Source organism: Pantoea sp. AG702, from assembly GCF_003182295.1.
Lineage (GTDB): Bacteria > Pseudomonadota > Gammaproteobacteria > Enterobacterales > Enterobacteriaceae > Pantoea > Pantoea ananatis.
The window spans coordinates 55,621-79,687 of record NZ_QGTU01000005.1; the positions used below are offsets into that span (position 1 = coordinate 55,621).

Below are 24,067 nucleotides of genomic sequence, written 5' to 3' on the forward strand. Positions count from 1 at the left end.
CAGGTATTGTTCGTTTTTTTTAATGTATACATGCCGGGTCTTATGTCATTTATGCGTTGTGCATTACCCCGCCTGACGGGATGGCACTCAATGGTTACGTCTGCAATGTCAGCTAATACAAGGCATTATCTTGTCTCAATGGCGGGCGGTAACGAGGCGTTAAAGTCAACCAATAAGCCATGTCGGGATCTTTACGGTGAATAGGCATTTTTAAATAAATAACCTTAATGAATAGGTTTCACGACGCCACAAGATTAATCCGGATCGTGCCGCGATGAAGCGTCGTCACCGTAGTATATTAATGTAAATTATTGTGCCTGTTCGCGAACCGATACCTGCATGTTTGGACAATAACTGATAAGCTATCTTCTACAATCACGACGACGTTGGAGCTGCCCTTTGCTGACCACCATTATTTACCGCAGCCACATTTCGGATGACGTTCCTGTTAAGACGCTTCCAGGAATGGTGGATGATGCCAGCATACTTAATGCTTCCCATGAAGTGACAGGCATTTTGTTGTTTAATGGCACACATTTCTTCCAGTTGCTGGAAGGCCCGGAAGAGGGCGTTCTTGCTATTTACCAACGTATCTGTGCCGATCGCCGACATCACAACGTGGTAGAACTGATGCGTGACTACGCGCCATCCCGTCGCTTCGGTAACGCCGGAATGGAGTTGTTCGATTTGCGTGAACACGATCGTTCAACCGTGCTTCAGGCGGTTCTCGATAAAGGCACCTCCAAATATCAGCTGACCTATGCTGACAGAGCGCTGCAGTTCCTGCGTACCTTCGTAGAAGCGCGTGAAAAAGAAAACTACTACGAGGTATTACCGTCAGAATACTGGGAATTCATTCCTGAAGCGCCTGCCTCAAGCGCGGCAAAATCCTCTCCTTCGGGTATCACCTTCCGACCGGTTGTTGATCCCCTTGCCAGGCAGGTGACGGCTATTGAGGCGATTACGGATACGCGCCACAGCGGCAGCGATCCCAACGGGTCGGATAAAAAGTTACATGATGCCGACCTCGATGCCGTGATTAAAGCTTTCGAGATGGCAGGCAGGGCCTGTCCGGATGAAATGACCCTGTATGTCAGCCTGCTTCCTATGACGCTGGTGGTCGTGCCGGACGCCGTTGCCAGAATTGTTGCAACCATCAACGCCTCAGGTCTGGTGCCGGAGCAGGTGGTCATTGGCGTCAGTGAAACCGAAGTTATTTCACGGCTGGAAGCGTTTTCCGTGGCTGTCAGGGAGCTTAAAGCCGCCGGTATCAGCCTGTCCGTTGATAACTTCGGTGCGGGCTCGGCAGGATTGTCATTGCTGACCCACATTCAGCCCGATCGCATTCGTATTGATTCCAGTATCACCACGGATGTTCATCGAAGCGGCCCGAAACAGGCAGTTGTTCAGGCGATCATCAAATGCTGTTCAGCATTAGAAATCACGGTAATTGCCGCAGGCATCGTGAAAGCGGAAGAGTGGATGTGGCTGGAAGCCGCGGGCGTGATCAACTTTCAGGGCAGTCTGTTTGCGTCGCCAGATTCGGGGCAGTCCGATGCGGTTGCCTGGCCAGAATATCGTGACGCAATGTAAGTATGCTCATGCCGTTATAACATCATAGTCTGAACGTTTATCGGTAATCTATTCCTGGCAGCACGGAACGCTGCTGTTATTCCACTTATGCTCTACGTACCCGCCCTGTATTATCCTTCTCTCCTGCTACGCATTTTGAATTCAGCCTGAATATTGCCATTTTTACCGATCCGCTATCTTCTATCGCGAGTCATTGTTAATCGTCAGGCAGCCAGCAAGAGTGCTGGTGTGCTGTTGCGAAAGGGATGAATAACGATTCCTCGTACTCCGCGACAATATTTAATGTCTCCACTTTTCGTCAGAGAAATTAAAACGATTTTCCCTGAACAGTCTGAACAGTCTGAGCAGGGTGGTCAGGAGGCGGGCGCATAAAGCGGTATTACTCACCAGTGAGCTGAGTTAATCACCTTTCCAGAGATTACCTGGACACAAAAAGCACAGTTTGCGATCATGGCTGCATTACGGAAAATAAAAACCTGTTCAGGTACACATAACATGAAAGAAAACAGTCGCTTAGAATCGATCATGAACTATCTTAAAGGCAACAATCTGGTCACGGTTGAACAGCTTGTTACGGTGACCGGTGCGTCACCTGCGACCATAAGACGCGATCTGATTAAACTCGATCACGAAGGTGTCGTCAGTCGCACGCATGGCGGCGTTACCCTGAACCGGTTTATCCCTTCTCAGCCCACGACGCTGGAAAAGTCGTCGCGCAATCTGGCTGAGAAACACGCGATTGCCCGCGTTGCGGCCAGTTTCATCAAAGCCGGTGATGCGGTGATACTGGACGCCGGTACTACCATGTTTGAGCTGGCGCGACAGATTACCCATATGCCTTTGCGTGTGATCACCAACGATCTCCATATCGCGCTGTTTTTGTCTGAGTTCAAACAGATTGAAGTGACAATTATTGGCGGTCGCATTGATGAAAGCAGCCAGTCGTGCATTGGTGACCACGGGCGCAAACTGCTTAATAATATTCATCCGGACATTGCCTTCCTGAGCGGTAACGGATGGGATGGGGTTAAGGGCGTGACGTCGCCTACAGAAGAAAAGGCCGCGCTCAAACGGGACCTGATCAGGAACGCCCAGCGCCGAATTTTACTGGCAGACAGCTCAAAATACGGCGCATGGTCGCTGTTCAACGTGGTGCATTTGAAGGAGCTTACGGATATTGTCACCGATGACAACCTGGATAATGAGATCCGGCAAAGGTTGCTGTCAAACCCACTCCCTGCGCTGACGATCGCGGAACCCGTGTAACACGCCGTTGCCTATGGCGGTGTTGCAGACCCATCGGGTGCGGATGAGTGCGTGGCGGAACAGCGCGTTAACCGCGTGGCACAGATTATTGCCCGGGCATGGCATCAAGATTTGCCCAGAGGAGCGCGCGGCTGAGAAAGGGTTAAGGGTTTGCGACAGGATAGATGCGTCAGGCAGGTACCAGGGTTGGCGCCAGAACACGACATCGCTGAACCGGCTGATAAAATACGCGCCTGGGTCACGCAACCGTTATCCCGCCAGCGAGCGTTACTCGTCTATCAGGGGTTTGAGATACAAGCGTGTATCGCCGTCTTCACCATGTTTTGGGTGCCAGACCATGGCTGCATTTTCATCGCCGATGTAGGTCATCCCCAAAGGTTCTATGACTGCATAGGGCCGCGCGAAAGCGGCCCGGTAGGCCAGTAACTCTTTTGCCATTGCCACAACCTGATGAGAAACGTCGTCGGGGTGGGTGACAATGTGATTCAACTGTTCTTCAGTCAGCATACTTCCATTCCTGAACACCCAGCCCATAAACGAAGCCATCTGGCAGGGGTTTTAAATCTGTTAATTATAGTCAAACGGGTTACCGTCAGCTTTCGTCATTGCTCAACGCTCAATGGACATGACCCATATTGGCTGTAGGGCGTAGCTTACTACGGGAAGGACAGATTTCGAAGGCCTGTTGACAGCCGAGCAGAAGAAAGGAAAGGGCAGCAGGACAGGCGTTACCTTATGCGTCGATAAATCAGACAGAAAAGACGCGACAGCTGGCCTGCGACATCTTGACTATTTATAGCCATATGATCGCGGTTGGTGTTGTTGGCTTCAGCAACAGGGTAGCGCGCGTTTTACGCTTGTGCATGAGCCGCCATTTTCGCTTCCGCCCCGTCAGGCCCAGATAAGGAGGCGGTAACGCGTTACACAAAACGATCTGAAGAGATCGCTGAAAGAGCGGTAAACGCAACAGCTGAACGCATTTCATGTTATAGCCTGCGGTTATTCAGGCAGGCAGCTGCGCTTTTGATGAGGTGAATGATAAATATGCCCGGAATAATCAGGTCGTTTATTCGATTGCTTCACTTTGGCTTGCAGTCATGTGTGATATCGACATAGCTGACAACGCCAGGCGCGAGGCTGACGGCGCGGTTTCTCGTTAAAAATCTTAGAAAAAAGTTCCGGTCATGTTATACAGTCTCGCATAGCCCTTGTTTGCGATAAATCGTCCTTTAACAGGGCGCTAAATATTTAAATTTAGGCTAAATTAGTTTCTGCGTTTTTGCACCCGCACAAGGGGAGGCTGTTGTGCACAATAATCAAAGTGGCAATGACGAAAATCGTCTCAAAGCGGTTAAAGCACTTTTGTCACCTGATGTCACCAGGGATGAGGTGCTGGAAAAGTTTGTTCATCTTGCCGCGCAGGTACTGGGCATTTCAGGCAGTTTTATTTCTATTATTGATGATAAAAATCAATATATTAAGGTTTCCCGTAATTTCAATCTTAAAGAATCCGCACGAGAAGTTTCCCTTTGTCGTCACGTGATTGACGGTGACGGACAGCTCGTTGTGCAGGACACATTACAGGATAACCGCTTTACCTTTCATCCACTTGTTGAGGGTGAGCCGCACATTCGGTTTTATGCAGGCGTGTCGTTATCTAATCTGGAAGGGCTGGTTTTAGGCACGCTTTGCGTGACCGACACAAAGCCTCATACGTTTAGTGATGAGCAACTGGACACCTTAAAGTCGCTGGCAAAACTGGTTAGTTCTTTTCTGGATGCCTGGAATCTTGCCAGTTTCACGGACCTGATCACGCTTTTACCCAACCGGCCCCGACTTATTCGCGACATGCAGCAGTTGGCCGTCAATAATCCCGATCGTCGTTTTCGCCTGATCCTCATCGACTGTCTTGATATTCCACAGGCGTATGAGTTATCCCGTACTTTTGGCATTGCGCCGGTAGAAAACCTGCTCAGACAAATTGCCGGACTGGTCGGTGTTCGTCTTCAACTGCAGTCAGATGACATGCTGTATTCATTTGCGCCCGGCCGGTTTGCGTTAATACAACCTTATCTTGGTGGTTATAATGCGCAAAGCACCGTTGAGGTATTAACCAGCCTTAAAGCAGATTTAGCGGATAACATTACGATTGATATTGACGTTTATACGGGTGAGACAGAGTTTGTTTCCCGCGACATCGATGCGAATGAAGTGGTGCGCCAGGCGGTCAGTGCATTACACGAATGTATCCATCAAAACATGGGCGCCATGACGTTCGATCATGCTTATGATTCGCGTCGCACTGAAGATTTTTTGATTATGAACGATCTGGCTCAGGCGCTTAAAAAAGATGAAGGCCTGTACCTCGCTTATCAGCCAAAGGTCTGTTTAAAAACGGGAAAAACCGTAGGGCTTGAGGCTTTGATCCGCTGGCACCACCCGGAGAGAGGCGAACTGTTTCCGGCCGACTTTATACCGCTGGCCATTAAAACCAACCTGATTTCTGTCCTCACTGACTGGGTTATCGATCGCGTCATTATTCAGCTTAAGCAATGGAAAAACGAGTTTGAACTTATCCCGGTATCCGTGAACGTCAGCGAACGTGACTTTTCCAGACCAGAGTTTGCTTCTGGCTTAGCCAGTAAAATGCAGGCGGCAGCCTTGCCGACAGCACTACTGGGCATTGAGTGTCTGGAAAACGAGCTCATTACGGAGAGTGATATCGCCATTAACGGGCTGGAGGCGCTTAAAGCTCAGGGATTTGTTATTTCACTGGACGACTTCGGTACGGGCTACAGTAATATCAGTTATCTGCAGGAAATACCGCTAGATGTCATTAAGGTCGATATGTCTTTAATTGGCCGAATGGATGGCGATCATGCGTCAAGAATCATCGTGCGGAGTATTATCATGATGTTGAAAGAGCTGAACTATACGGTACTGGCAGAAGGCGTTGAAACTGAAGCCACGTTGAGTTTGCTGAAGCAATACGGTTGTGACCAGATACAGGGTTACTTCTTTTCGAAGCCGCTCCCGGCCAGCGATATCGAACACTGGTTGCTGCAGAAGTAAATGCCCTGAAGGCGACAGTCAGTGTCGCCTGAAAAGCAGGACAGCCTGCTTCAGGGGGTTTTGCCAGCAGCGCTTCAGTCGGTTAAGAGGCTGAAGCGCGCTGTGCGATTAATCCAAATCCCTGCCGTTACTTGCTATCACCTTTTTATACCACCAGAAGGACTTTTTCCGCCGCCGGGCCAGCGTGCCTTCTCCACGATCGTCACGATCCACATAAACGAACCCGTAACGTTTGCTCATTTCGCCGGTTGATGCGGCAATCAAATCGATACAGCCCCATGTGGTATAGCCGATAACAGGAATACCGTCTCCGATCGCATCGGCCATCGCCCGGATATGTTCGCGCAGGTAGCTGATACGATAATCGTCAATAATTTCGCCTTTCTCCGTTAACTCATCGCGTGCGCCCAGGCCATTCTCGACCAGGAAAAGCGGCTTCTGATAACGGTCATACATCATATTCATTGTGATGCGCAGGCCAAGCGGATCGATGCCCCAGCCCCATTCACTCCGCTGAATATGCGGGTTGGTGAGGGATTTCACCACGTTTGCCGCGCTGCTATTGTTGTCATTCATCTCGGCCGAAGCACATCGGGATGCATAATAGCTGAACGACACGAAATCGACGGTATGCTTGAGTATATCCGCATCACCGTCTGCCATTTCAATCTGAATCCCTTTTTCGCGGAAAAGGCGCGCAGCGTAGGCGGGATAAGCACCTCGCGCCTGAATATCAATGAAAAACAGGTTTTCACGATCTTTTTGTAGCGCCGCCCAGACATCGTCAGGTTTGCTCGACCAGGGATAAAAATTGCCACCAGCCAGCATGCATCCCACCTGATTATCAGGGTTGATTTCATGCGCGATTTTTGTCACCAGGGCGCTCGCGACCAGTTCGTGGTGAGCTGCCTGATATTTAACCTGCTCACTGTTTTCACCAGGTTCAAACACCAATCCGGCACCCGAAAATGGGCTGTGCAGCATGATGTTAATTTCGTTAAAGGTTAGCCAGTACTTAACTAAACCATCAAATGCGTCAAAACAGGTGCGGGCATAGCGGGCAAAAAACTCAATCATTTTACGATTACGCCACGAACCGTATTGCGTAACCAAATGCATGGGAACGTCAAAATGGCAGAGCGTCACCAAAGGTTCAATGCCATGTTTACGACATTCGGTGAACATATCACGATAAAAAGCCAGGCCCTGTTCATTCGGCGTGCTTTCATCGCCACGCGGAAAGATACGGCTCCACGCAATTGAGGTGCGAAAGACGGTAAAGCCCATTTCTGCCATCAAGGCAATATCTTCCCGATAACGATGATAAAAATCGATCGCAGTATGGCTGGGATAGAATTCGTCATCGCGCAACTCAACGCGTTTTTCCTGCCCCAGCTTTACTGGCATACGCGTGGGGCCAATGGGGATCATGTCAACGGTAGTGAGTCCTTTCCCGCCTTCAAGAAAAGCGCCTTCTGACTGATTGGCGGATAAGGCACCGCCCCATAAAAAGCCTTCAGGGAATGTTGCTTCAGACATGAAATCCTCTTTAACAGGGTCATTAATGATCAGCTGGCGTTAGCCGCTTTCGTTTGTTCGGGGGATGCGCCAGGTTGTGATGGCGCCGGAGGGGTGGTTTCTGGAATATCTTCAAAACCCAGAATCAGGGTAAGAATGAACGACAGCACCACGGAAAGTACCATTACCGCGACAACCCAGACAATCGACAGGGGATTGGTCGGGTCAAAAAACTGGACGCTGGTAAATAAACCCGGTGAAGCCATTGAATGGCTGGCCAGACCGCCTATGCCGGCCACGGCACCGCAGATGAATCCACTGATCAAACTGGCAATCAAAGGGCGTTTTAATCGCACTGCCACGCCGTATAGAGCGGGTTCGGAAATGCCAGCCACAATAGCGGAGGCCGCCGCCGCCAGCGCGGTTTGACGTAATTCGCGGTTTTTTGTTTTAAAGGCCACCGCCAGCGACGAGCCGCCAAGCGATAAATTGGCGCCAATCTCAGAAGGCATCACCATGCCTTCTTTACCCGTTTCGGCAATGGTCTGGATGATGGTGGGAGTAAAAACCCGATGCATACCTGTCATGACCAGCAACGGCCACAGCCCACCCATAATGGCCACAGAAAGCCAGCCCAGATAACCGTGAATAGTGTAAACCAGAGCGGAAATCCCGCTGCCGATCCAGATACCAATCGGGCCAATCAATACAATGGCGATCGGCGCGGCGATCAACACGATCAACATAGGCTTAAGGAAGTTTTTTGTCACTGCAGGGGTGATACGATCCACCCCGCGTTCGATGTGAGACAAAATCCAGGTCATCACCAGCGCCGGTATTACCGTATAGGTATACTTCACCGCCGTAACCGGGATAAAAGCAAAGTCGACGTGTTGTCCCTGTGCTGCTTTAGCCATGAGGTCAATAAAGTTGGGATGCACCAGCACGCCAGCAATGGCGATAGCCAGTGACATATTGGTTTTGAATTTCAGCGCGGCAGACGCAGCCACCATAATGGGCAAAAAGAAGAAGGCACCATCACCTATCACGTTAAGTATGATTAGGGTTGATGAGCCTTTCTCAAATACGCCAGCCATATCCAGTATCATGGCCAGTAGCTTGACCATTGAACCGCCGATAATAGCCGGAATCAGCGGTGACATAGTGCCAACCAGCGCATCCAGAATGCCGGCGCCTACGCTTTTAAGCGTCATTTTGCGTTTTACGGGCGCGGCGCCGTCTGACTGCGGTTCGCCTAATGCCAGCACGGCCTGATAAGCCTTTGCTACCTCATTGCCAATAATCACCTGTAACTGAGTATCGGTATGAACAACGCCCATGATGCCGTCAATGGCTTTCAGGCCGGCAAGGTCAACCAGACGGTCGTCCTTCACCACAAAACGCAGGCGGGTCATGCAATGGGTTACCGCACTGATATTAGTCAGGCCACCCAGCTTACTGACGATAGCCTGTGAAATCTCTGCATAATTTCCTGGCATGATTTTATCTCGTAGGGAAGAGGAAAGTGCGCTCGGGTTTCCGCTCTGGCCGTCGTGTTGTTGTTTTACTTCGCCAGTCAGCCTGCCTTACTCTGCATCTGACCCACGGTGCGGCTAAATAGGAAACCGGTTTCACAAAATCATGAAGAGATTTCACCTTTTAAACAAGAGTGTAAAATAGGCTGATGTTATTTTTGTGATGATAATCACTTTGAGTGGCGAAGCAGGCGGCACGACATTAAGGCTAAATATTTCAAATAATGAAAGGCTTAGGTAAACTCCATTTACTCAGAAGATTCTGGCAGCGATAACATGACAACCATTTCACAAGTAGCAAAACGCGCCGGCGTCTCAAAAGCGACAGTTTCGCGGGTGTTGTCAGGTAAGGGTTATGTAGGGCAGGAGAAGCGGGAACGGGTTTTGCTGGCCATTGCGGAGACAGGCTATCGACCTAATCTGCTGGCACGTAATCTGGCAAATAAAAGTACCCAAACCATCGGGCTGGTTGTAACCAATACACTGTACAGTGGCAACATTTTCAGTGAGTTAATGTCTCACTCTGCCAGAATTATGGAGCAGCAAAATCGGCAGTTGATCCTGGCCGATGGCAAACATACCGCTGAGCAGGAGCGCGCTGCCATCCAGTTTCTGCTCGATTTACGTTGCGATGGCGTTATCATCTATCCGCGTTTTCTCAGCATCGACGAGCTGGATGCGATTATTTCGCAGCACAAGCAGCCTGTGCTGGTCATTAATCGTCGTCTGCGAATTAATGACAGCTTCTGTATTTACAGCGATCAGCAGGCAACCAGCCAGAGGGCCGTCAGTTACCTGATTGAACAGGGCCATCGCAATATTGCATTTATTACGGGATCACTGGATTCGCCGACCAGTCAGGAGCGACTTGCGGGCTATAAAACCGCGCTTCACACTCAGGGAATCGCAATTAATCAGCAGCTAATTGTGCAGGGCAAATGGACGGCGCAAAGTGGGATGCTGGCGGTGAAAACATTGCTGGCGAGCGGACAGCCCTTTAGTGCTATCGTCGCCAGCAATGATGAAATGGCTATCGGGGCGATCAAACAGCTTACAGAAAATAATATTGCTGTACCTGGAACCGTCTCGGTCATTGGCTTTGATGACATTCCGCTGGCCCCTTATATAACGCCTGCGCTCTCCAGTGTTAAATTTCCCGTTACCGATATGATCAATGACACCATTAATCGACTGGTCTTTATGCTGGATGGCGGTGAATTAACGCCGTTTACTCCCTATCAGGGCAGCCTCGTTGTGCGTGATTCCATTACCGGCATCACCTGATGCCTTTACTGTGCTGAGTCGATCGCGACCTGTATTAACCCGATACCTTGCGCCGCGAGTCCGGCCACCACGTCCTGAGAAAGCCCCTTTTCCGTAATGACGTGACTGGGCTGAAAACCGGAAGACAGGGGATAAGGATGGATCTGCCCGAATTTAGAACTATCGGTCAGAACGTAGCTTTCTGCACCTTTAGCCAGCACGGCATCCACGACATCACATCGCAGCATATCCCGCCCGGTGAAGCCGGTTTCCGGGTGCCAGCCATCTGCACCAATAAAGGCCTTATGGAAGTGCATTTGCTGTACGCAATACCGGGTTAAGGGCCCCGTCATTGATTCGCTGCGCTTTTGCAACATGCCGCCCAGAATAATGACTTCACAGGCCGCGTCTTTAAGCAGATGGCCGATATAATGGCTTACGGTGATTAACGTCAAATTTTTGCGGCTGGCCAGCATACGTGCCAGCAGGGCGTTGGTGCTGCCGCCTTCGATCAATACAGATTCGCCATCGTTAATCCGCCCGGCAGCATAACGGGCGAGCGCCAGTTTTATCCCATAGCGGGTATGCATTCGCACGCCAACGTCGTCGCTGTCTAATGCCTGAGCCGCACCGTGAACCCGACGTAAAACCCGCTCTTCTTCCAGCAGGTTGAGGTCCTGGCGAATGGTAACCTCCGACACACCGGCCAGCTCAGCCAGTTCGCTGACGGCGACGTTGCCTCGGGTATTAACCAGTTCAATAATTTTCTGCTGACGCGTATTCATCATGGTTCTCTGCTCTGACGTTGAGTCTCACTGGTTTCAGGCTAAACCCAGTCCACGTTTACCCACCGAATTGAGATCGGCGAGGGTAAACCGGTTCTTCCAGCCGGCCTCGTAATGTTCAGGCGGAAAATCAGCAGGGGAATGACCCTGCTCAAGTGCACTCGCCACCTGATGCGCATAAGCGCGGTTTTTATCACACATTGGCGCCGCGGGAATATACATAACGTTTCCCCATCCCTGTTGATTTTCAACCGGTGCGACCGCATGAATCAGGTCACAGTGCCACCATACCGAATCGCCTGCGGTGATCGCCGGTACGGAGCATAATCCTTTTACCAAATGCGGGTGCCATTTTTCACTAATCGGGAGTACGCGCCCCGGTTTAACACCACATAATTCATCGTCAGCGACATCCGATAACAATGGGCGCAGCAGCACATATGCAATGGCCTCCGGTACGGGAACCACGTGCAGTAAGCCCTGACCCGGCATCATATCGGACAGCGCCGTCCAGCCCTGAAACGTCCGGAAAGCCGAGCATTTTGTGGTATCAGGAACATCAAACTCATCCACTTCGCTGCGATGAGCAGCATGCCACGGGTCGTAATGCTCAAGATTACCGTCAAAAATCGATCGAAAAACGCGTTGGTAAGCGGGCAACAGCCAGCGTTCCAGCGCGCCGGAGTCAGTGTGTGCGCCCAACCCTTTCGAGGTTGTTCCTGGCGGTCGCCGACGAATGCGATCCGGATAGATAAGATTCACGTCCGGATCGAACCATTGCTGGCCCCCGGATTCAAACGTCCACAGGCGATTTAAACATGACTGCACCTGGGCCATTTCAGGACTCTGACGCGCCTCCATTTGTGCGTGAGACCAGTAAATGGGATAGATTTCAGGGCGGGATGCTTCCAGGCTGCCGAAGAAATTATCGCCCGGGCCGCGGTACTGTGCATCAAACTGATTTTCGTCCAGGTAACGCAGCATGGAGGTATCCCATGCCAGCGCCTGTTCCCGAGGGAAATGCTGCTTAACCACCACACAGCCACGGCGCTTGATGCTTTCTCGGGTTTCAGGCGTCAGCCCTTGGGTGATCTCCTCGGGTGAAATAACCGGCCAGGCGCTGCCGTTTAGCCGCTCTTCCGCTTTTGCGTCGCTTATCGCCTGCTCGGTTCTCTGGCAAACCTGCCTGAATAAGCCTTCAACATCGCCAATCTGCTGACGGATCTGCTGTTTAAACTGGCGGATGGCGGCTGAAATATCCGTGGGTAACGCTGTGTGCTGAAGCTTTACATTCATGACTGCGCCCTTAACAGTGTTTTCATTTTACATATGAAGGTTTATTTCATTTCATTCGAAAGTCAGCACTATGTTTAACAGATTGCTGTTGGTGAAAACCGGAACTGGCGCACAATGTGAGCGAACAGAAGGATTTTTGATGACTGGAATTCTCATTATCCCCTTCAACGAGTAAGCTTAAAAATGAGTGAGCCTGTTCAGGCCGGGAAAAAGGGGGATGACAATGGCAGTAAGGATGATTGCAGTGGATATGGATGGGACGTTTCTGGACGAAAACAAGCAGTACAACGTCCAGCGCTTTTCACGCCAGTACGCCCTGCTAAAGCAAAAAGGTATTCACTTTGTTGTCGCCAGTGGCAATCAATATTATCAGCTACAGCGCTACTTTCCTGACATCAAAAACGACATTGCGTTTGTTGCCGAAAATGGTGCGTGGGTATCAGAAGGCGATGATGAAATTTTTTGTGGTGAGCTGGCAAAGGAAAGCGTGCACCGCGTGTTGGATATCCTGGCAAAAGAGCCGGATATCAGCACTGTCGTTTGTGGACGCAAGGGCGCTTATGTCCATTCTTCAATGCCAGACAGCATTATTCAGATGCTTAACAATCATTATTACCGACTTGAAAAGCGCGATAATCTTTATGATATCGATGACACCATTTTTAAGTTTTCGCTTAACCTGGCCAACGAAGGCATAGACAGTCTGATGGATCGTCTGCATAACCAGCTCGGTGAAATCGATCATATTATGCACCCCGTATCGAGCGGCTATGGCTTTATTGATCTGATTATTCCAGGCTGTCACAAGGCACATGGTATTGCTTTGCTGCAACAAAAATGGGGCATCAGCGATTGTGAGGTGGTGGCCATCGGCGACAGTGCAAACGATATCGAAATGTTGCGCCAGGCCTGTTTCAGTTTTGCAATGGCCAATGCTGTTGAGTCGGTTTCAGCCGTTGCGCGGTTTAAAACGGAAAGCAATCAGGATGAAGGGGCGCTAAACGTCATTGCCAGAGTGCTGGCGCGCGAATTCCCTTTTGATTAACGCCGCAATGGCGGCTTTTCAATCATGAGCGCGGAAGCGGAAACCCTCCAAAAAACAAACTTAACGTGACGCTGTCACTTATTTTGCCTGCTTTTGATCTTTTCGGACTGTATAAGGTGCTGGCAGGGGATGTCAGTACCGCGCAAAGAAACCGCATGCAAAGACAGGTTAATGGTAATAGTTACAACATACTTTAAATGATTTTCTTAACACCGTTCGGTTAGATCGACGTCGTCTTTGTCTGGGCAAGAAAATCACGGAAAGCCCGGTCCAGGCCGGGCGGGCAGGCATTATTTATCCGCTTTCTTCTCATCCTCAGCGCCTGACGGCTCCGCTTCAGCAACGGACAGCCAGGGCTTGAGGAGTTGAATATCCAGAATGACGTAAACCATCGTGCTAATAAATAACGAAATCACGCTACCGAATACGCCGCTGGTGGTGAAGGTCAGATAGTTATAGATAATCAACCAGGTCAGGCAAATGAACAGGGAAAGGGCAAGCATAATCGATGAGAGTGAATAGTTGCTGGTGCCGGCGCCTTGTTGGTGCGTCAGTTTAAACAGGTTCCCGAGGGTGTATTTTTCCAGCATCAAAATCGTTTTTTGCCAGTTACGGCGTTGGCGTGAACCGGCGCGAACAATAAACAGATACAGCACGGAGATAAAAAAGCCTGAAAAGGCAATCAGTACCGGAACAGCCTCCAGAGCATACTCAATGCTTTTGTGGCTTGCGCCAGCCGGGCTAAGGTCCAGCGTTAATGAGGCGCCCAGTGCGGCATACAAAAAAACGAATAGCGCCAAAAAGGTTATCGTGCGCTTCCAGTCCGCCTCTGCTTCGCGGTTCTGTTGCTGGAGGGCGACGGTAAAGGCGCGTTCGATATGTTCAGCCTGAGGTGAGTGCATTTCAATCACCTCTACCGTTTCATCCAGCAGGGCAGTGATAAAAGGTTTGTGGTCGTTGTGCAGGGGAATTTTCATGACGTCGATTCTCGTTGAAATTTCCGCTTATTTTAGTCTGCCTGAAGGGAAATGATACCTGCTTAACGTGATTAACCTTGTCAGACTGAGCCACTTAACTCGCAGGTAATGCGCTTTGCGAGCACGGCATGATGTACACTGCTTATGAACTCACCACGAGGAAAGCGATTATGAATGACAAGAAAATGATTTCCATCGATCAGTTCAGTGATGAAGAGCGACTCGCCGTTAATGAAGTTCTTCAAAACCTGATGCAGAAGCACCGTCAACGCACCGGCAAAGAACCTGATGCAAAAAAAGAGAAAGAGTTAAACAGCGAAGCTCGTCAGCAGGTCATGGCCGATAAACTTCTTAATGAAAAGTTAAAAGCAGAAAAAGAAAGTAAAAAACCGCTCAGGAAAAAGAAACCCTCTTCGCTAACGGCCAGTGAAGTCGGCGATTTCAACTGGTCCGCCTCAGTGGCTAAAGGCCGCAGAAGATAAAGTAACGCCCAGTCGCGCTAAGGCCTGACGATATAACATGGATCGTTGGGCCATGTGGACCCGGGCAAGTCATCGGCATAAGTCATCATAACGGCAATAACAAATAAAGGGTAAAAGTCTTAAAAATTAAAGCGCAGGGCGTTTTTTGTGGATAAACTGCGCTAAATATATTGTCAATTACGCGTGCGAATGACCTATTACTCACCTGATGATCATCATCTTAAAATGCGATCCACGCGATTTGTCCGTCGCATGTTTGCCATGCGCCAGCTTGGCACGCTTTTATGTTTTTTGCCGATTGCATCCGTTCTCCTGGAACTGAGGAAAGAACCAGCGATATTGGTATTACTGATTAGCAACGTTCTTATCTGGCCTTATCTGGCATACCGCCTTGCCGTAAAATCACGGGACTCCACCGCGCGGGAGCGTTCAAATTTAACGCTGGATGCCGCATTTGGCGGTATCTGGATTGCGCTGATGGCCGTGAGTCCTATGCCGTCCTTTGTCATCATCGCGGTTTTGATGGCCGACCGTTACGCCGCAGGAGGCTGGCCTCAGTTGCTCTCTGCTACGCAGGCATTTCTGTTTGCCTTTATTCTGGTATGGACGATTGAAGGCGCGCCGGTTTTGATGGAGTTTAGTACGCGCACAGCATGGCTTACCCTTCCACTGGCCACATTCTATATGTTGGCACTCAGCGTTGTATCACACAATTTGACGTTGAGCCTGCGTCAGAAGAACCGTGAGCTGGAGAGAATTGCGCTGATGGATCCCGGTCTGGAAATCCCTAATCGTCGTTTGTTCGAACGCCGGCTTGAAAGCGAGCTTTTGCGCACCTTGCGGGGTGACACCAGAGCGTATCTGATACTGATAGATGTCGACCATTTTAAAAACGTTAACGATACGTTCGGTCACGAAGCCGGGGATTTTTTGCTGGCTGAAATTTCCGGCCTGTTACGTGACAGCGTAGGTATGAAAGACATTCCGGCACGCTTTGGCGGAGATGAACTTGGCGTTATCATTCGTGATTCGAATGACGTTGACATCATCAGACTGGCCGAATCGCTTCAAAGAAATATTGGGCAATTACGCCTGCCTGCTTCTGTAACGTTCAGGTGTTCAGTCAGTATTGGCATTGCCAGTGCTGATAAAGCCGACTCAATACATGAGTGGCTGCGGCGCGCTGATAAAGCGTTATATGAAGTGAAACGATCAGGGCGGGATGGCCTGAAATTATGGCGGGCCTGATCCCCAGCGAAACAACGCATCGCGGGGTTCGGTAACGTCCACCCGTAGTGCATCACCAGACCGTCATCAATGCCGCCTCCTCTGAGGCGGCATAAGTATCAGATAGCCGGATAGTCGCCAGTGCCTTCAGGCCAGGGCGTGAGCAGGTCAAAGCCCGTCTCGGTGACGGCGACGGTATGCTCCCACTGGGCAGACAGCGAGCGATCTTTTGTAACCACCGTCCAGCCATCAGAAAGCACACTGGTCCCTGCTTTTCCAGCATTGATCATGGGTTCGATGGTAAAAATCATCCCTGCCTGTAAAGGCATTCCTTCGCCCGGCGTGCCGTAGTGAAGAATTTGAGGTTCGGTATGATAAATCTCGCCGACGCCATGACCGCAATATTCCCTAACCACGGAAAAACCCGCGCTCTCAGCAAGGCGCTGAATAGCGGCGCCAATATCGCCCAGTGTCGCGCCCGGGCGAACCGTTTTAATGCCTGCAACCATGGACTGATAGGTAATATCCACCAGCCGTTTTGCACGCACGGATGGCGTCCCCACAAAATACATTCGGCTGGTATCGCCATACCAGCCATCTTTAATAATGGCGACATCGATATTCACAATATCACCTTCTTTTAATGTTTTGGCCGCCGGGATCCCGTGGCAAACAACATGGTTAACGGAAGTACAGGTGGTACGGGTGTAACCGTGATAACCGATATTGGCGGGCGTAACGTTGAGTTCATTGACAATAAAATCATGACAGATATCGTCCAGTTGCTCTGTCGTGATCCCCGGGCGTACATGAGGGGTGATCATCGCCAGCACCTGGGCGGCAGCGTGCCCGGCAGCACGGGCTTTTTCAATTTCTTCTGCAGAATGGATCTTAACGTTCCCCATTACACTTCTCCTTGTGGGGTTAAATCGGCATGATGTAGTACCTGGCGAATATCGGCACCGCCGTTCATTTCGATGCGGATTAATGTTTGAGCAAGCTCATGTTGTGTCAGCTGGGGATACAGCTCGGCCAGCATGCCCAGTTTTAACCAGTGCTCAGCCTGCGCATTTATTGAGCGGCTCATCGCCTGGCTGGCGATGCGTAAGTTTTCATGCATCAGATCGGATATTTTAACAATGCCCATGCGAAGCCTATATGAAATGTATACGTTTTATATATAGGTTACGCTTTTTGCGGTGACAGTGAAAGCTGAATTAACCGGTCATAAAATGCTTAAAGCGCCATTCTTCCAGTAGCGCGATGAATTTCTAACTTAACGGCACAGTCTGAGCGCGTATTTAATTTGTTCTGATCCCGCGCCTTTTATTGGCGTGCCGGGCAGAGTTAGTCTTTGATGTGACCGATCAGCAAAGTCGAACACTATTCTTTGACCGAGTTAAACTTCATAAACCTATGCGGTATTAACCAGGTTAACTTTTCATGTTACTTCGCAGATCATGAACCATAATCTACTGTTGAAAATCTGCGATATTGACGCATCACGCCTGTTCCGCCCTGGCCATCGCGCTAAGGTCTGCAATTCATGGGTTGGGTACAATCAGACAGAGATTTGTTTTTGTCTGATTGTTGCTCCTGCTTCAGTTACAGGCCGGTTGCGGATGTCCGTTGACAAGACGCGGTGTGGATTGTGCAGAGTGGCGGTAATGTGCGGGAGGTTTAACGCAGGCGGTGGTATTTTATCCGGGGCTTTACGCCTTAAAACGGCATCATAAAAGGATTACGCGTGTCCACGTTGCACTTAACCACCGGGATTAACCTTATGAGAGCACTCTTCGTCACAGGCCTGATCTTTGCGCTAGCCGCATGCTCCAGCTCAGTGGGTCGCAATGTTGATACAGCAACCGTTCAGAAAATCAGGCCAGGCCTGACAACCCGAGCGGATCTGATCGCGATGTTTGGCCCGCCTGATACGGAATCCCCGTATCCCAACGGACAACAGTTACTGATGTGGAAATACAGTAAAGCCAGAGCGCTGGCTACCTCGGCAGGTGAAACGCTTACGGTACAGACAAAAAATGGCAAAGTGTTTAACTACACCTTCAGTAAAAGCTGACGTTTTATCCCGATATCTCTGCGCACAATAAAAAACGTGATTGTATTGCCAGGTTAACACAATTGCGGATCTGTGCAGGGAGATAACGTATTCCTCTTCGTTCAGGAGGGATGTGATGAATAAGCCCATCGTGGCAACCGGCACCGGAAAACGTATTCTGAAAATTGTCGGTATGGCCGGTGAGCTGGCCGATGCCATGGATAATATTTCGCTGTCCTTATCAATACAGGCAGGACATTTTTCAGGTCAGTATTGCCGTTAGCCAGATGGATGCTGCCACGCAAACGCACGCTGTATTTGTCGAAGAATCCTCCCCAGTCTCGCAATCTTAATCTGAGCAGATGTACGCTATGGTGAAAACCTCCGCTTAGCGCGCCCGCCCCGCGTCATTAACGTGTTTCCCGTTGTCTCGTCAGCGATGACGGGGCAACGCCATGTTGCGCTTGCTGCACAGCGCCGCGTAAAGCCCCCACATCCTTCGGCGTGTTAAGTGCCGGGCAATCCAGTGAACACCTTATTCCCCTCTGAAAATCCCGACGGCAATGCCGATTTGAAGAAAAACGTCTCTCCTGACAAATGTTACGGGGAAGGGCAGCTTCTCTGCGTAGCGTCGAGGCGTTAACACAGTCATTGCCGTTTTACATCCCTTTGCCTTGATTCCTTTTCAGAATCAGCGTAGCGACGTCTTTGTGACTCCAGACTTAACAGGTCTGGAGTCACAGTCGGCAGAAAGGTAGAATCTGCAATACGGCTTTATTATCTGGGAAGGGCAGTGGCTGAAATCAGCATAAATACAAGGTCGCCGCATGTCGGCCATCACGTCATGGTATGGCTGGAGCAGATCAGAAAGGCTTCGCTGTCTGAAGTCGATAATTTTGGTGACGAGGGCACGGTCGAGCAGGTCATTAAGGTCTGGGTAAAGCTGTCATTACTCGTTACGCGTCGCCGTCCTGAAATCGCGATTTCCTCCCTTCTCCGGCATGTCTTACCGAATATTGGCTCACTCCCGCTGAAGAATCTGACGCGATTACGACTAAACAGACTATATAACATACTGATTTCAGAGGGTAAAAAGGGAGAGGCGCGGCGCGTGTTCGCGTTGACAAAACAGTTTTTATCCTGGGCAGAAATGCAGGGTTATCTTGAGCATTCCCCTGTTGCTTCAATGAAAAAACGTGACATTGCAGGCCGTGCGGCCTCACCGCGCAGTCGACAGTTGTCGGATGCTGAGATTTGGGTGTTCTGGCATGGGCTGGACAACTGGGCACTCTCTGAACAGGCCCGTTGGGCACTGCGGCTTTGCCTGGTGAGCGCGCGACGACCAGACGAGATCGTTCAGGCTCGTAAAGCAGAATTTAATTTACAGTCAGGGTTGTGGAAACAAGGTACGCGGAACAAATCGCAGCGTGAACATACGTTGCCGGTCTCTTCCCTGATGCGCCTGTGTATCGAGTCATTGTTAAAGGCCAGCGATCCTGCTTCGCCCTGGCTGGTACCGGCACCGCGCGATGTGATGCAACCGCTGTCAAAAGGTGCGCTTAATCAGGCTCTGCGACGCATGTTACGCGCACCGCGCGGCCTGGGACTGGAACATTTTACACCACGTGACCTGCGGCGAACGGCACGCTCAAAGTTATCTGCACTGGACACGCCCAACGACGTGGCAAGAAAAATCATGAATCATGCATTAGAAGGGATAGATCGTGTTTACGATACGCACGACTATGTCGTGCAGATGCGCGCTGCACTGGAAAAGTATTCGGAATCATTACAGGTAATTATCAACAGTGATAGTTACCATTTTCTACATCATCGTTATGAAGGCGAAAGGCTGAAATTAGACAGTTCCTCTGTCATGGTCATGAGCCTTTAACGGGACAGTCAGGCTGTTTCCAATAAAAAAGCGGTGTCCTCATCAACACCGCTTAATTATGTCAGATCAGGAAGTCATCGAGAGAACCGCCTGCATCCAGGGCCTTTTTAATAGGCGATGGTGTACGGCCCTGACCTGTCCATGATTTCTTTTCACCGTTTTCGTCGGTATATTGATATTTAGCCGGGCGCGGAGCACGTTTAGCTTTTGTTTTAGTTTCTGTAGGTAAATCGATCAGCTCAGAAATATCGATGCCGTCATTCATCAGCATTTCTTTATATTTAGCCAGCTTGTCTGCTTTTTCACGCAGCAGGGCTTGCTCAGCTTCTTCTTCTTCACGGCGTTCAGCGACAACGACAGAAAGCTTTTCGAGCATCTCATTTAACACATCAAGCTCAATTTCCCGGGCTTGTGCACGTAAAATACGAAGGTTATTTAATGCTTTGAGCGCATCCATTGATTAATCCTTAAATTACAGCGAATATTTTAAACAGAGCCATTCTACGAAAAATATTCCCAGAAGGAAATATCTCTTCAGGCCGAAATGTACAAATTTGTTACTGTAAAGATTATTACTGACTTTCAGAACCTGAGAAACGGCATAAAGTTTAGGAATACATTGATGTTTTAAACATATTTAAATCGCCTCATGCCAATGAAAGGCGAGCAGGTTCTACACAACATGAATTATAGAATCTCTTTTTTAAGTTAAAAAATCAATGAAAATCAAAACCTAATACCTGGCTATCTTGATTTGTCGTCACGTTGTAAACCTGGAATGATGTGATTTGTCTCGTCAGAGAGAAATGATAACGTATAGTTAATAATAGCCACCCTTAAATAAAAGCTGGTCTGAGCGGACGAAATGCCTTACTAAAAAAACCGCTATTGAGGATAACATTTTGTTATGTGTAAATCCTGATTTTGATGCCAGACATCCCTCGAACCTTCCATAACCCGACCGTTGCAGCTGTTGGCTGCTTTGCAAAGATGAGAAGCGGCTTTACCCGATCTGAGAAAAATAGCATTCCGGATTTCGCAATTACACAAACCCGATAAAGCAACCTGTAACCTGTGCCAGGCTTCATGCCAGGCTGAACGTTTTCTCTGTCAACCCAACGGCCATAAGTCTGTATTATCTGAACATAAGCGAAGCGTCAATAAGGGCAATAACGTTCACATCACCGTTGTCAATAACAGCCTTTACCCATTTTTTCCATATTGTTTAAACCTGCAGTCCACCTGTCTCAGATAATGACCGCATTATATATAAGGAAAAAAGACATAAGCGAGTGTGAGAAATAATTCTGTTCACACAGGGGTAAAACGGATGGCTCAAAAATATCCAGGCCAGCTAATTTCAGCGTTACGTCACGCGCTCGGGTTCAGAAGTACTGTGCCCGACTTGCGCTAAAACATCTGCATTATCAACAGAATACACACATCGGCTTTTCTGACGCTTTTAAAGATAAATGTTAACAATAACTTGCAATGATAATCTAAATGAGTATATTTCTCATTTGTTTTTACATGTTGTTGTTTTTGTCCTTATTCCTGATGGCCAGCCCGCACGGTAGTTAACTGGGACTGATGCAGGGCAGTGGCAGCTAAAAAAAAGAAAACGAGGCGTTAGAATGTTTCTGAATATCCCCCTCCTGAACAGGGATCGCGTGAAGCCCACTTTTTCTCTGGTTCCCTCACGCTTATCACTTTTGGCAACCCTTGTGGCAGGCGTATCTTCACATAATGCGTTTGCAGAGACGCCATCGGATGTGAATAAGAGCAACCCGACGCTTATCGTTACTGCGGCTGAACAGCCGGTTTCCGAAAATACTTCCTCGGACTACAGCGTACCTGTTACCCGCGCGGGCAATAAGTTACTTTCGACCGTGCGCGATATTCCTCAGTCTGTAAGCATCATCAGCGCGCAGCGCATGAAAGACCAACAGCTACAGTCGTTAAATGATGTTCTGGACAACACCACGGCTATTCAGACCAGCACAGCGGATATGGATCGTAAGACCTATTATTCTCGCGGTTTTTTAATCGACAATTACCTGATTGACGGTATTCCTACTGTATTCGAAGAACGCTGGAATTTGGGTGATGCACAGACGGATAGCGCATTATATGAACGCATTGAAGTGGTCAGGGGTGCAAACGGGTTATTGACCGGTGCCGGTAATCCTTCCGCTGCCGTTAACATGGTACGTAAACATGCCGACAGTCATCAGCCAGAAGGCGAGATATCCGCCAGCTATGGCAGCTGGAATAAACAGCGTTACGTTATGGATGTGCAGTCCCCGTTGAATGCTGCAGGAAATGTTCGAGGCAGGGTGATTGCGGGTTATCAGGATAATAATAGCTTTATTGAGCGTTATGGTGCTGAAAAGAAATTTGTTTATGGGGTGATTGATGCCGATCTCAATGACGCCACCACATTATCTGCAGGCTATGAATTTCAGCAGCTGAATACTGACAGCCCAATGTGGGGCGGTTTACCGCGTTGGTACACAGACGGTAGTAAAACCCATTTTCGTCGCGGCTTTAATACCGCCCCTGACTGGACTTATAACGATAAAGAGAGCAGAAAACTTTTTGCCCGGCTCAAACACACTTTTGCAAGTGGATGGCAATGGACCCTTAACGGCACCCATGATCGGTCAACGCTTAACAGCAAAATGATGTATATCGCCGGCTATTTTGACAAAAATACGGGTGCAGGCGTTTCTCCCTATGCGGATTATCCTGTCGTTGCGGGCACGGGATATAATGCAGCCAAACGTCAAGTCGATGCTGTGGATACCTTCGCCAGTGGCCCTTATCAACTCTTCGGACGCACCCATGAATTAATGGTCGGTGTTAGCTACAGCAAACAAAAAAACACTTATTACGGTACTTTTGCGAATATCTCGCCAGAAGAATTGGGGAATTTTAACCTTTTTGACGGCCAGTTCCCGGAAACGGATTGGGCGGCGCGCACCCTGTCCCAGCAGGATATTACCCGACAAACCTCGGGCTACCTTGCCACCCGTATTTCACTGGCGGATCCGTTAAATCTGATACTGGGCGCACGTTACACCCGTTGGAGCAAAAATACGCTGACCAACTATATGGAAAAAAATAACATCACGCCTTATGCGGGTCTGATTTATGACATTGATGAGAACTGGTCAACGTACGCCAGCTATACTTCCGTGTTTCAACCGCAGTCATATCGTGATCTCTCAGGTGCCTATCTGGCGCCGGTTATTGGTAAGAACTACGAAGCCGGCGTTAAATCTGACTGGTTCGACAGCCGCTTGACCACGTCAGTCTCGGTCTTTCGGGCTGAGCTGGATAATGTGGCACAGACCACCGGTCGCATTATTCCGGGTACCACCGAGTCAGCGTATGAAGGCAAAAATGGTACGGTAAGCCGAGGAATTGAATTCGAAATTAACGGCGCAATCACAGATAACTGGCAGATGACCCTGGGAGGCACGCGTTATATTGCCGAACAGCGTGATGGCACGGCGGTAAAACCCGACTTACCGCGAACGCAGTTAAACGTCTTTACGCGCTACCGTTTACCCATGTTCCCTGATCTGACTGTGGGTGGCGGAGTGAAATGGCAAACGCACGTCTGGAGCGATAATTCGGCACCGGAAGGAAACGGAACGTGGCGTGCAGAGCAGGGCAGCTATGCGTTAGTCAATTTATTTAGCCGCTACCAGGTGACGAAAAATTTTGCTGTTCAGGGCAATATTAATAATCTCTTTGATAAAACCTATGACACGAATGTTGCGGGGGATATCGTTTACGGTGAACCCCGTAACGTCTCTGTGACTGCCAGCTACCGTTTCTGAAGACGCCGGACTTTCACCAGTGAGCGCCTCACCCGGGGCGCTTGCTCCCCTGCTTTTTCCCCCTCGACCCGGCGCAAATCGCTGATCCATCACGTTTTGACGTAATTGCCAGGCCAGAAAGTCGGGGATTTGCGCTACACTGACCAGCGTTAATCCTCCATTCTGCCGCTATGATAGCGCTGTCTGAGGCAAACTAATTAACCTGGAAGA

19 protein-coding genes and 1 pseudogene are annotated in these 24,067 nt (G+C 49.5%); 11 read left to right on the forward strand and 9 right to left on the reverse strand.

Annotated features, from left to right (window positions below):
• Positions 1-399: 399 nt before the first annotated feature.
• Complete coding sequence (locus DFO57_RS14865) at positions 400-1,593, forward strand: diguanylate phosphodiesterase (RefSeq protein ID WP_013028050.1); 1,194 nt, start codon at positions 400-402, stop codon at positions 1,591-1,593.
• Between the two features lie 495 nt (positions 1,594-2,088).
• A complete protein-coding gene (locus tag DFO57_RS14870; protein ID WP_105087840.1) occupies positions 2,089-2,859 on the forward strand; it encodes a DeoR/GlpR family DNA-binding transcription regulator in 771 nt (256 codons plus the stop codon).
• A 267-nt stretch (positions 2,860-3,126) separates the two neighbouring features.
• Here DFO57_RS14870 and DFO57_RS14875 read toward each other — a convergent pair whose 3' ends face one another.
• Positions 3,127-3,366, reverse strand: coding sequence for a hypothetical protein (locus DFO57_RS14875; protein WP_014598192.1), 240 nt, complete (start codon positions 3,364-3,366; stop codon positions 3,127-3,129).
• A gap of 798 nt (positions 3,367-4,164) precedes the next feature.
• Between DFO57_RS14875 and DFO57_RS14880 the strand changes: the two genes are divergently transcribed.
• The gene (locus tag DFO57_RS14880; RefSeq protein WP_072138465.1) at positions 4,165-5,931 is read left to right on the forward strand and encodes a sensor domain-containing phosphodiesterase; all 1,767 of its coding nucleotides are present in this window, start codon (positions 4,165-4,167) and stop codon (positions 5,929-5,931) included.
• A 108-nt stretch (positions 5,932-6,039) separates the two neighbouring features.
• Here DFO57_RS14880 and DFO57_RS14885 read toward each other — a convergent pair whose 3' ends face one another.
• Complete coding sequence (locus DFO57_RS14885) at positions 6,040-7,470, reverse strand: 6-phospho-beta-glucosidase (RefSeq protein ID WP_013028055.1); 1,431 nt, start codon at positions 7,468-7,470, stop codon at positions 6,040-6,042.
• A 29-nt stretch (positions 7,471-7,499) separates the two neighbouring features.
• Entirely contained in the window at positions 7,500-8,948 is a 1,449-nt protein-coding gene (ascF, locus tag DFO57_RS14890) for a PTS cellobiose/arbutin/salicin transporter subunit IIBC (RefSeq protein ID WP_022623041.1), read from the reverse strand.
• 312 nt (positions 8,949-9,260) lie between these two features.
• Here ascF and DFO57_RS14895 point away from each other — a divergent pair, with 312 nt between their 5' ends.
• The gene (locus DFO57_RS14895; protein WP_089517863.1) at positions 9,261-10,268 is read left to right on the forward strand and encodes a LacI family DNA-binding transcriptional regulator; all 1,008 of its coding nucleotides are present in this window, start codon (positions 9,261-9,263) and stop codon (positions 10,266-10,268) included.
• A 5-nt stretch (positions 10,269-10,273) separates the two neighbouring features.
• Here the strand turns inward: DFO57_RS14895 and DFO57_RS14900 are convergent, their stop codons facing one another.
• The gene (locus DFO57_RS14900; protein WP_227008754.1) at positions 10,274-11,032 is read right to left on the reverse strand and encodes a DNA-binding transcriptional regulator YciT; all 759 of its coding nucleotides are present in this window, start codon (positions 11,030-11,032) and stop codon (positions 10,274-10,276) included.
• 36 nt (positions 11,033-11,068) lie between these two features.
• Positions 11,069-12,328 (reverse strand): DUF1479 domain-containing protein, encoded by a 1,260-nt coding sequence (locus tag DFO57_RS14905; RefSeq protein WP_014604585.1) that lies wholly within the window; start codon positions 12,326-12,328, stop codon positions 11,069-11,071.
• A 223-nt stretch (positions 12,329-12,551) separates the two neighbouring features.
• On the opposite strand from DFO57_RS14905, the gene DFO57_RS14910 reads away from it, so the two are divergent.
• Positions 12,552-13,373, forward strand: a complete 822-nt coding sequence (locus tag DFO57_RS14910; protein ID WP_041457923.1) for a Cof-type HAD-IIB family hydrolase — start codon at positions 12,552-12,554, stop codon at positions 13,371-13,373.
• A 290-nt stretch (positions 13,374-13,663) separates the two neighbouring features.
• Here the strand turns inward: DFO57_RS14910 and DFO57_RS14915 are convergent, their stop codons facing one another.
• Positions 13,664-14,350: a hypothetical protein gene (locus tag DFO57_RS14915; RefSeq protein WP_110015478.1), complete on the reverse strand. Its 687-nt coding sequence runs from the start codon at positions 14,348-14,350 to the stop codon at positions 13,664-13,666.
• Positions 14,351-14,520: 170 nt separating this feature from the next.
• Here DFO57_RS14915 and DFO57_RS14920 point away from each other — a divergent pair, with 170 nt between their 5' ends.
• Both DFO57_RS14920 and DFO57_RS14925 read left to right on the forward strand, forming a co-directional pair.
• Positions 14,521-14,832 carry a hypothetical protein gene (locus tag DFO57_RS14920; protein WP_014333049.1) on the forward strand — a complete coding sequence of 104 codons (312 nt, stop codon included), beginning with the start codon at positions 14,521-14,523 and terminating at the stop codon, positions 14,830-14,832.
• A 189-nt stretch (positions 14,833-15,021) separates the two neighbouring features.
• Positions 15,022-16,080 carry a diguanylate cyclase gene (locus DFO57_RS14925; protein WP_110015479.1) on the forward strand — a complete coding sequence of 353 codons (1,059 nt, stop codon included), beginning with the start codon at positions 15,022-15,024 and terminating at the stop codon, positions 16,078-16,080.
• Positions 16,081-16,178: 98 nt separating this feature from the next.
• Here the strand turns inward: DFO57_RS14925 and map are convergent, their stop codons facing one another.
• The gene (gene map, locus DFO57_RS14930; RefSeq protein ID WP_013028064.1) at positions 16,179-16,964 is read right to left on the reverse strand and encodes a type I methionyl aminopeptidase; all 786 of its coding nucleotides are present in this window, start codon (positions 16,962-16,964) and stop codon (positions 16,179-16,181) included.
• Positions 16,964-17,206, reverse strand: coding sequence for a ParD-like family protein (locus tag DFO57_RS14935; protein ID WP_013028065.1), 243 nt, complete (start codon positions 17,204-17,206; stop codon positions 16,964-16,966). Before DFO57_RS14935 ends, map begins: the two co-directional genes overlap by 1 nt.
• Positions 17,207-17,842: 636 nt before the next feature.
• Here DFO57_RS14935 and DFO57_RS14940 point away from each other — a divergent pair.
• The 3 genes and pseudogenes from DFO57_RS14940 (at position 17,843) to DFO57_RS14950 (ending at position 20,009) form a co-directional block, all read left to right on the forward strand.
• On the forward strand, positions 17,843-18,136 hold the full coding sequence (locus DFO57_RS14940) for a hypothetical protein (protein WP_033766331.1): 294 nt from the start codon (positions 17,843-17,845) through the stop codon (positions 18,134-18,136).
• Between the two features lie 130 nt (positions 18,137-18,266).
• A pseudogene (locus DFO57_RS14945) lies at positions 18,267-18,468 on the forward strand (chemotaxis protein); the annotation flags it as partial.
• 440 nt (positions 18,469-18,908) lie between these two features.
• On the forward strand, positions 18,909-20,009 hold the full coding sequence (locus tag DFO57_RS14950; RefSeq protein WP_014604590.1) for a site-specific integrase: 1,101 nt from the start codon (positions 18,909-18,911) through the stop codon (positions 20,007-20,009).
• A gap of 61 nt (positions 20,010-20,070) precedes the next feature.
• On the opposite strand, the gene DFO57_RS14955 is transcribed toward DFO57_RS14950, so the two are convergent.
• Complete coding sequence (locus tag DFO57_RS14955; protein ID WP_022623038.1) at positions 20,071-20,466, reverse strand: H-NS family nucleoid-associated regulatory protein; 396 nt, start codon at positions 20,464-20,466, stop codon at positions 20,071-20,073.
• 1,177 nt (positions 20,467-21,643) lie between these two features.
• Here DFO57_RS14955 and fhuE point away from each other — a divergent pair.
• Positions 21,644-23,857: a ferric-rhodotorulic acid/ferric-coprogen receptor FhuE gene (fhuE, locus tag DFO57_RS14960; RefSeq protein ID WP_110015480.1), complete on the forward strand. Its 2,214-nt coding sequence runs from the start codon at positions 21,644-21,646 to the stop codon at positions 23,855-23,857.
• Positions 23,858-24,067 lie beyond the last annotated feature (210 nt).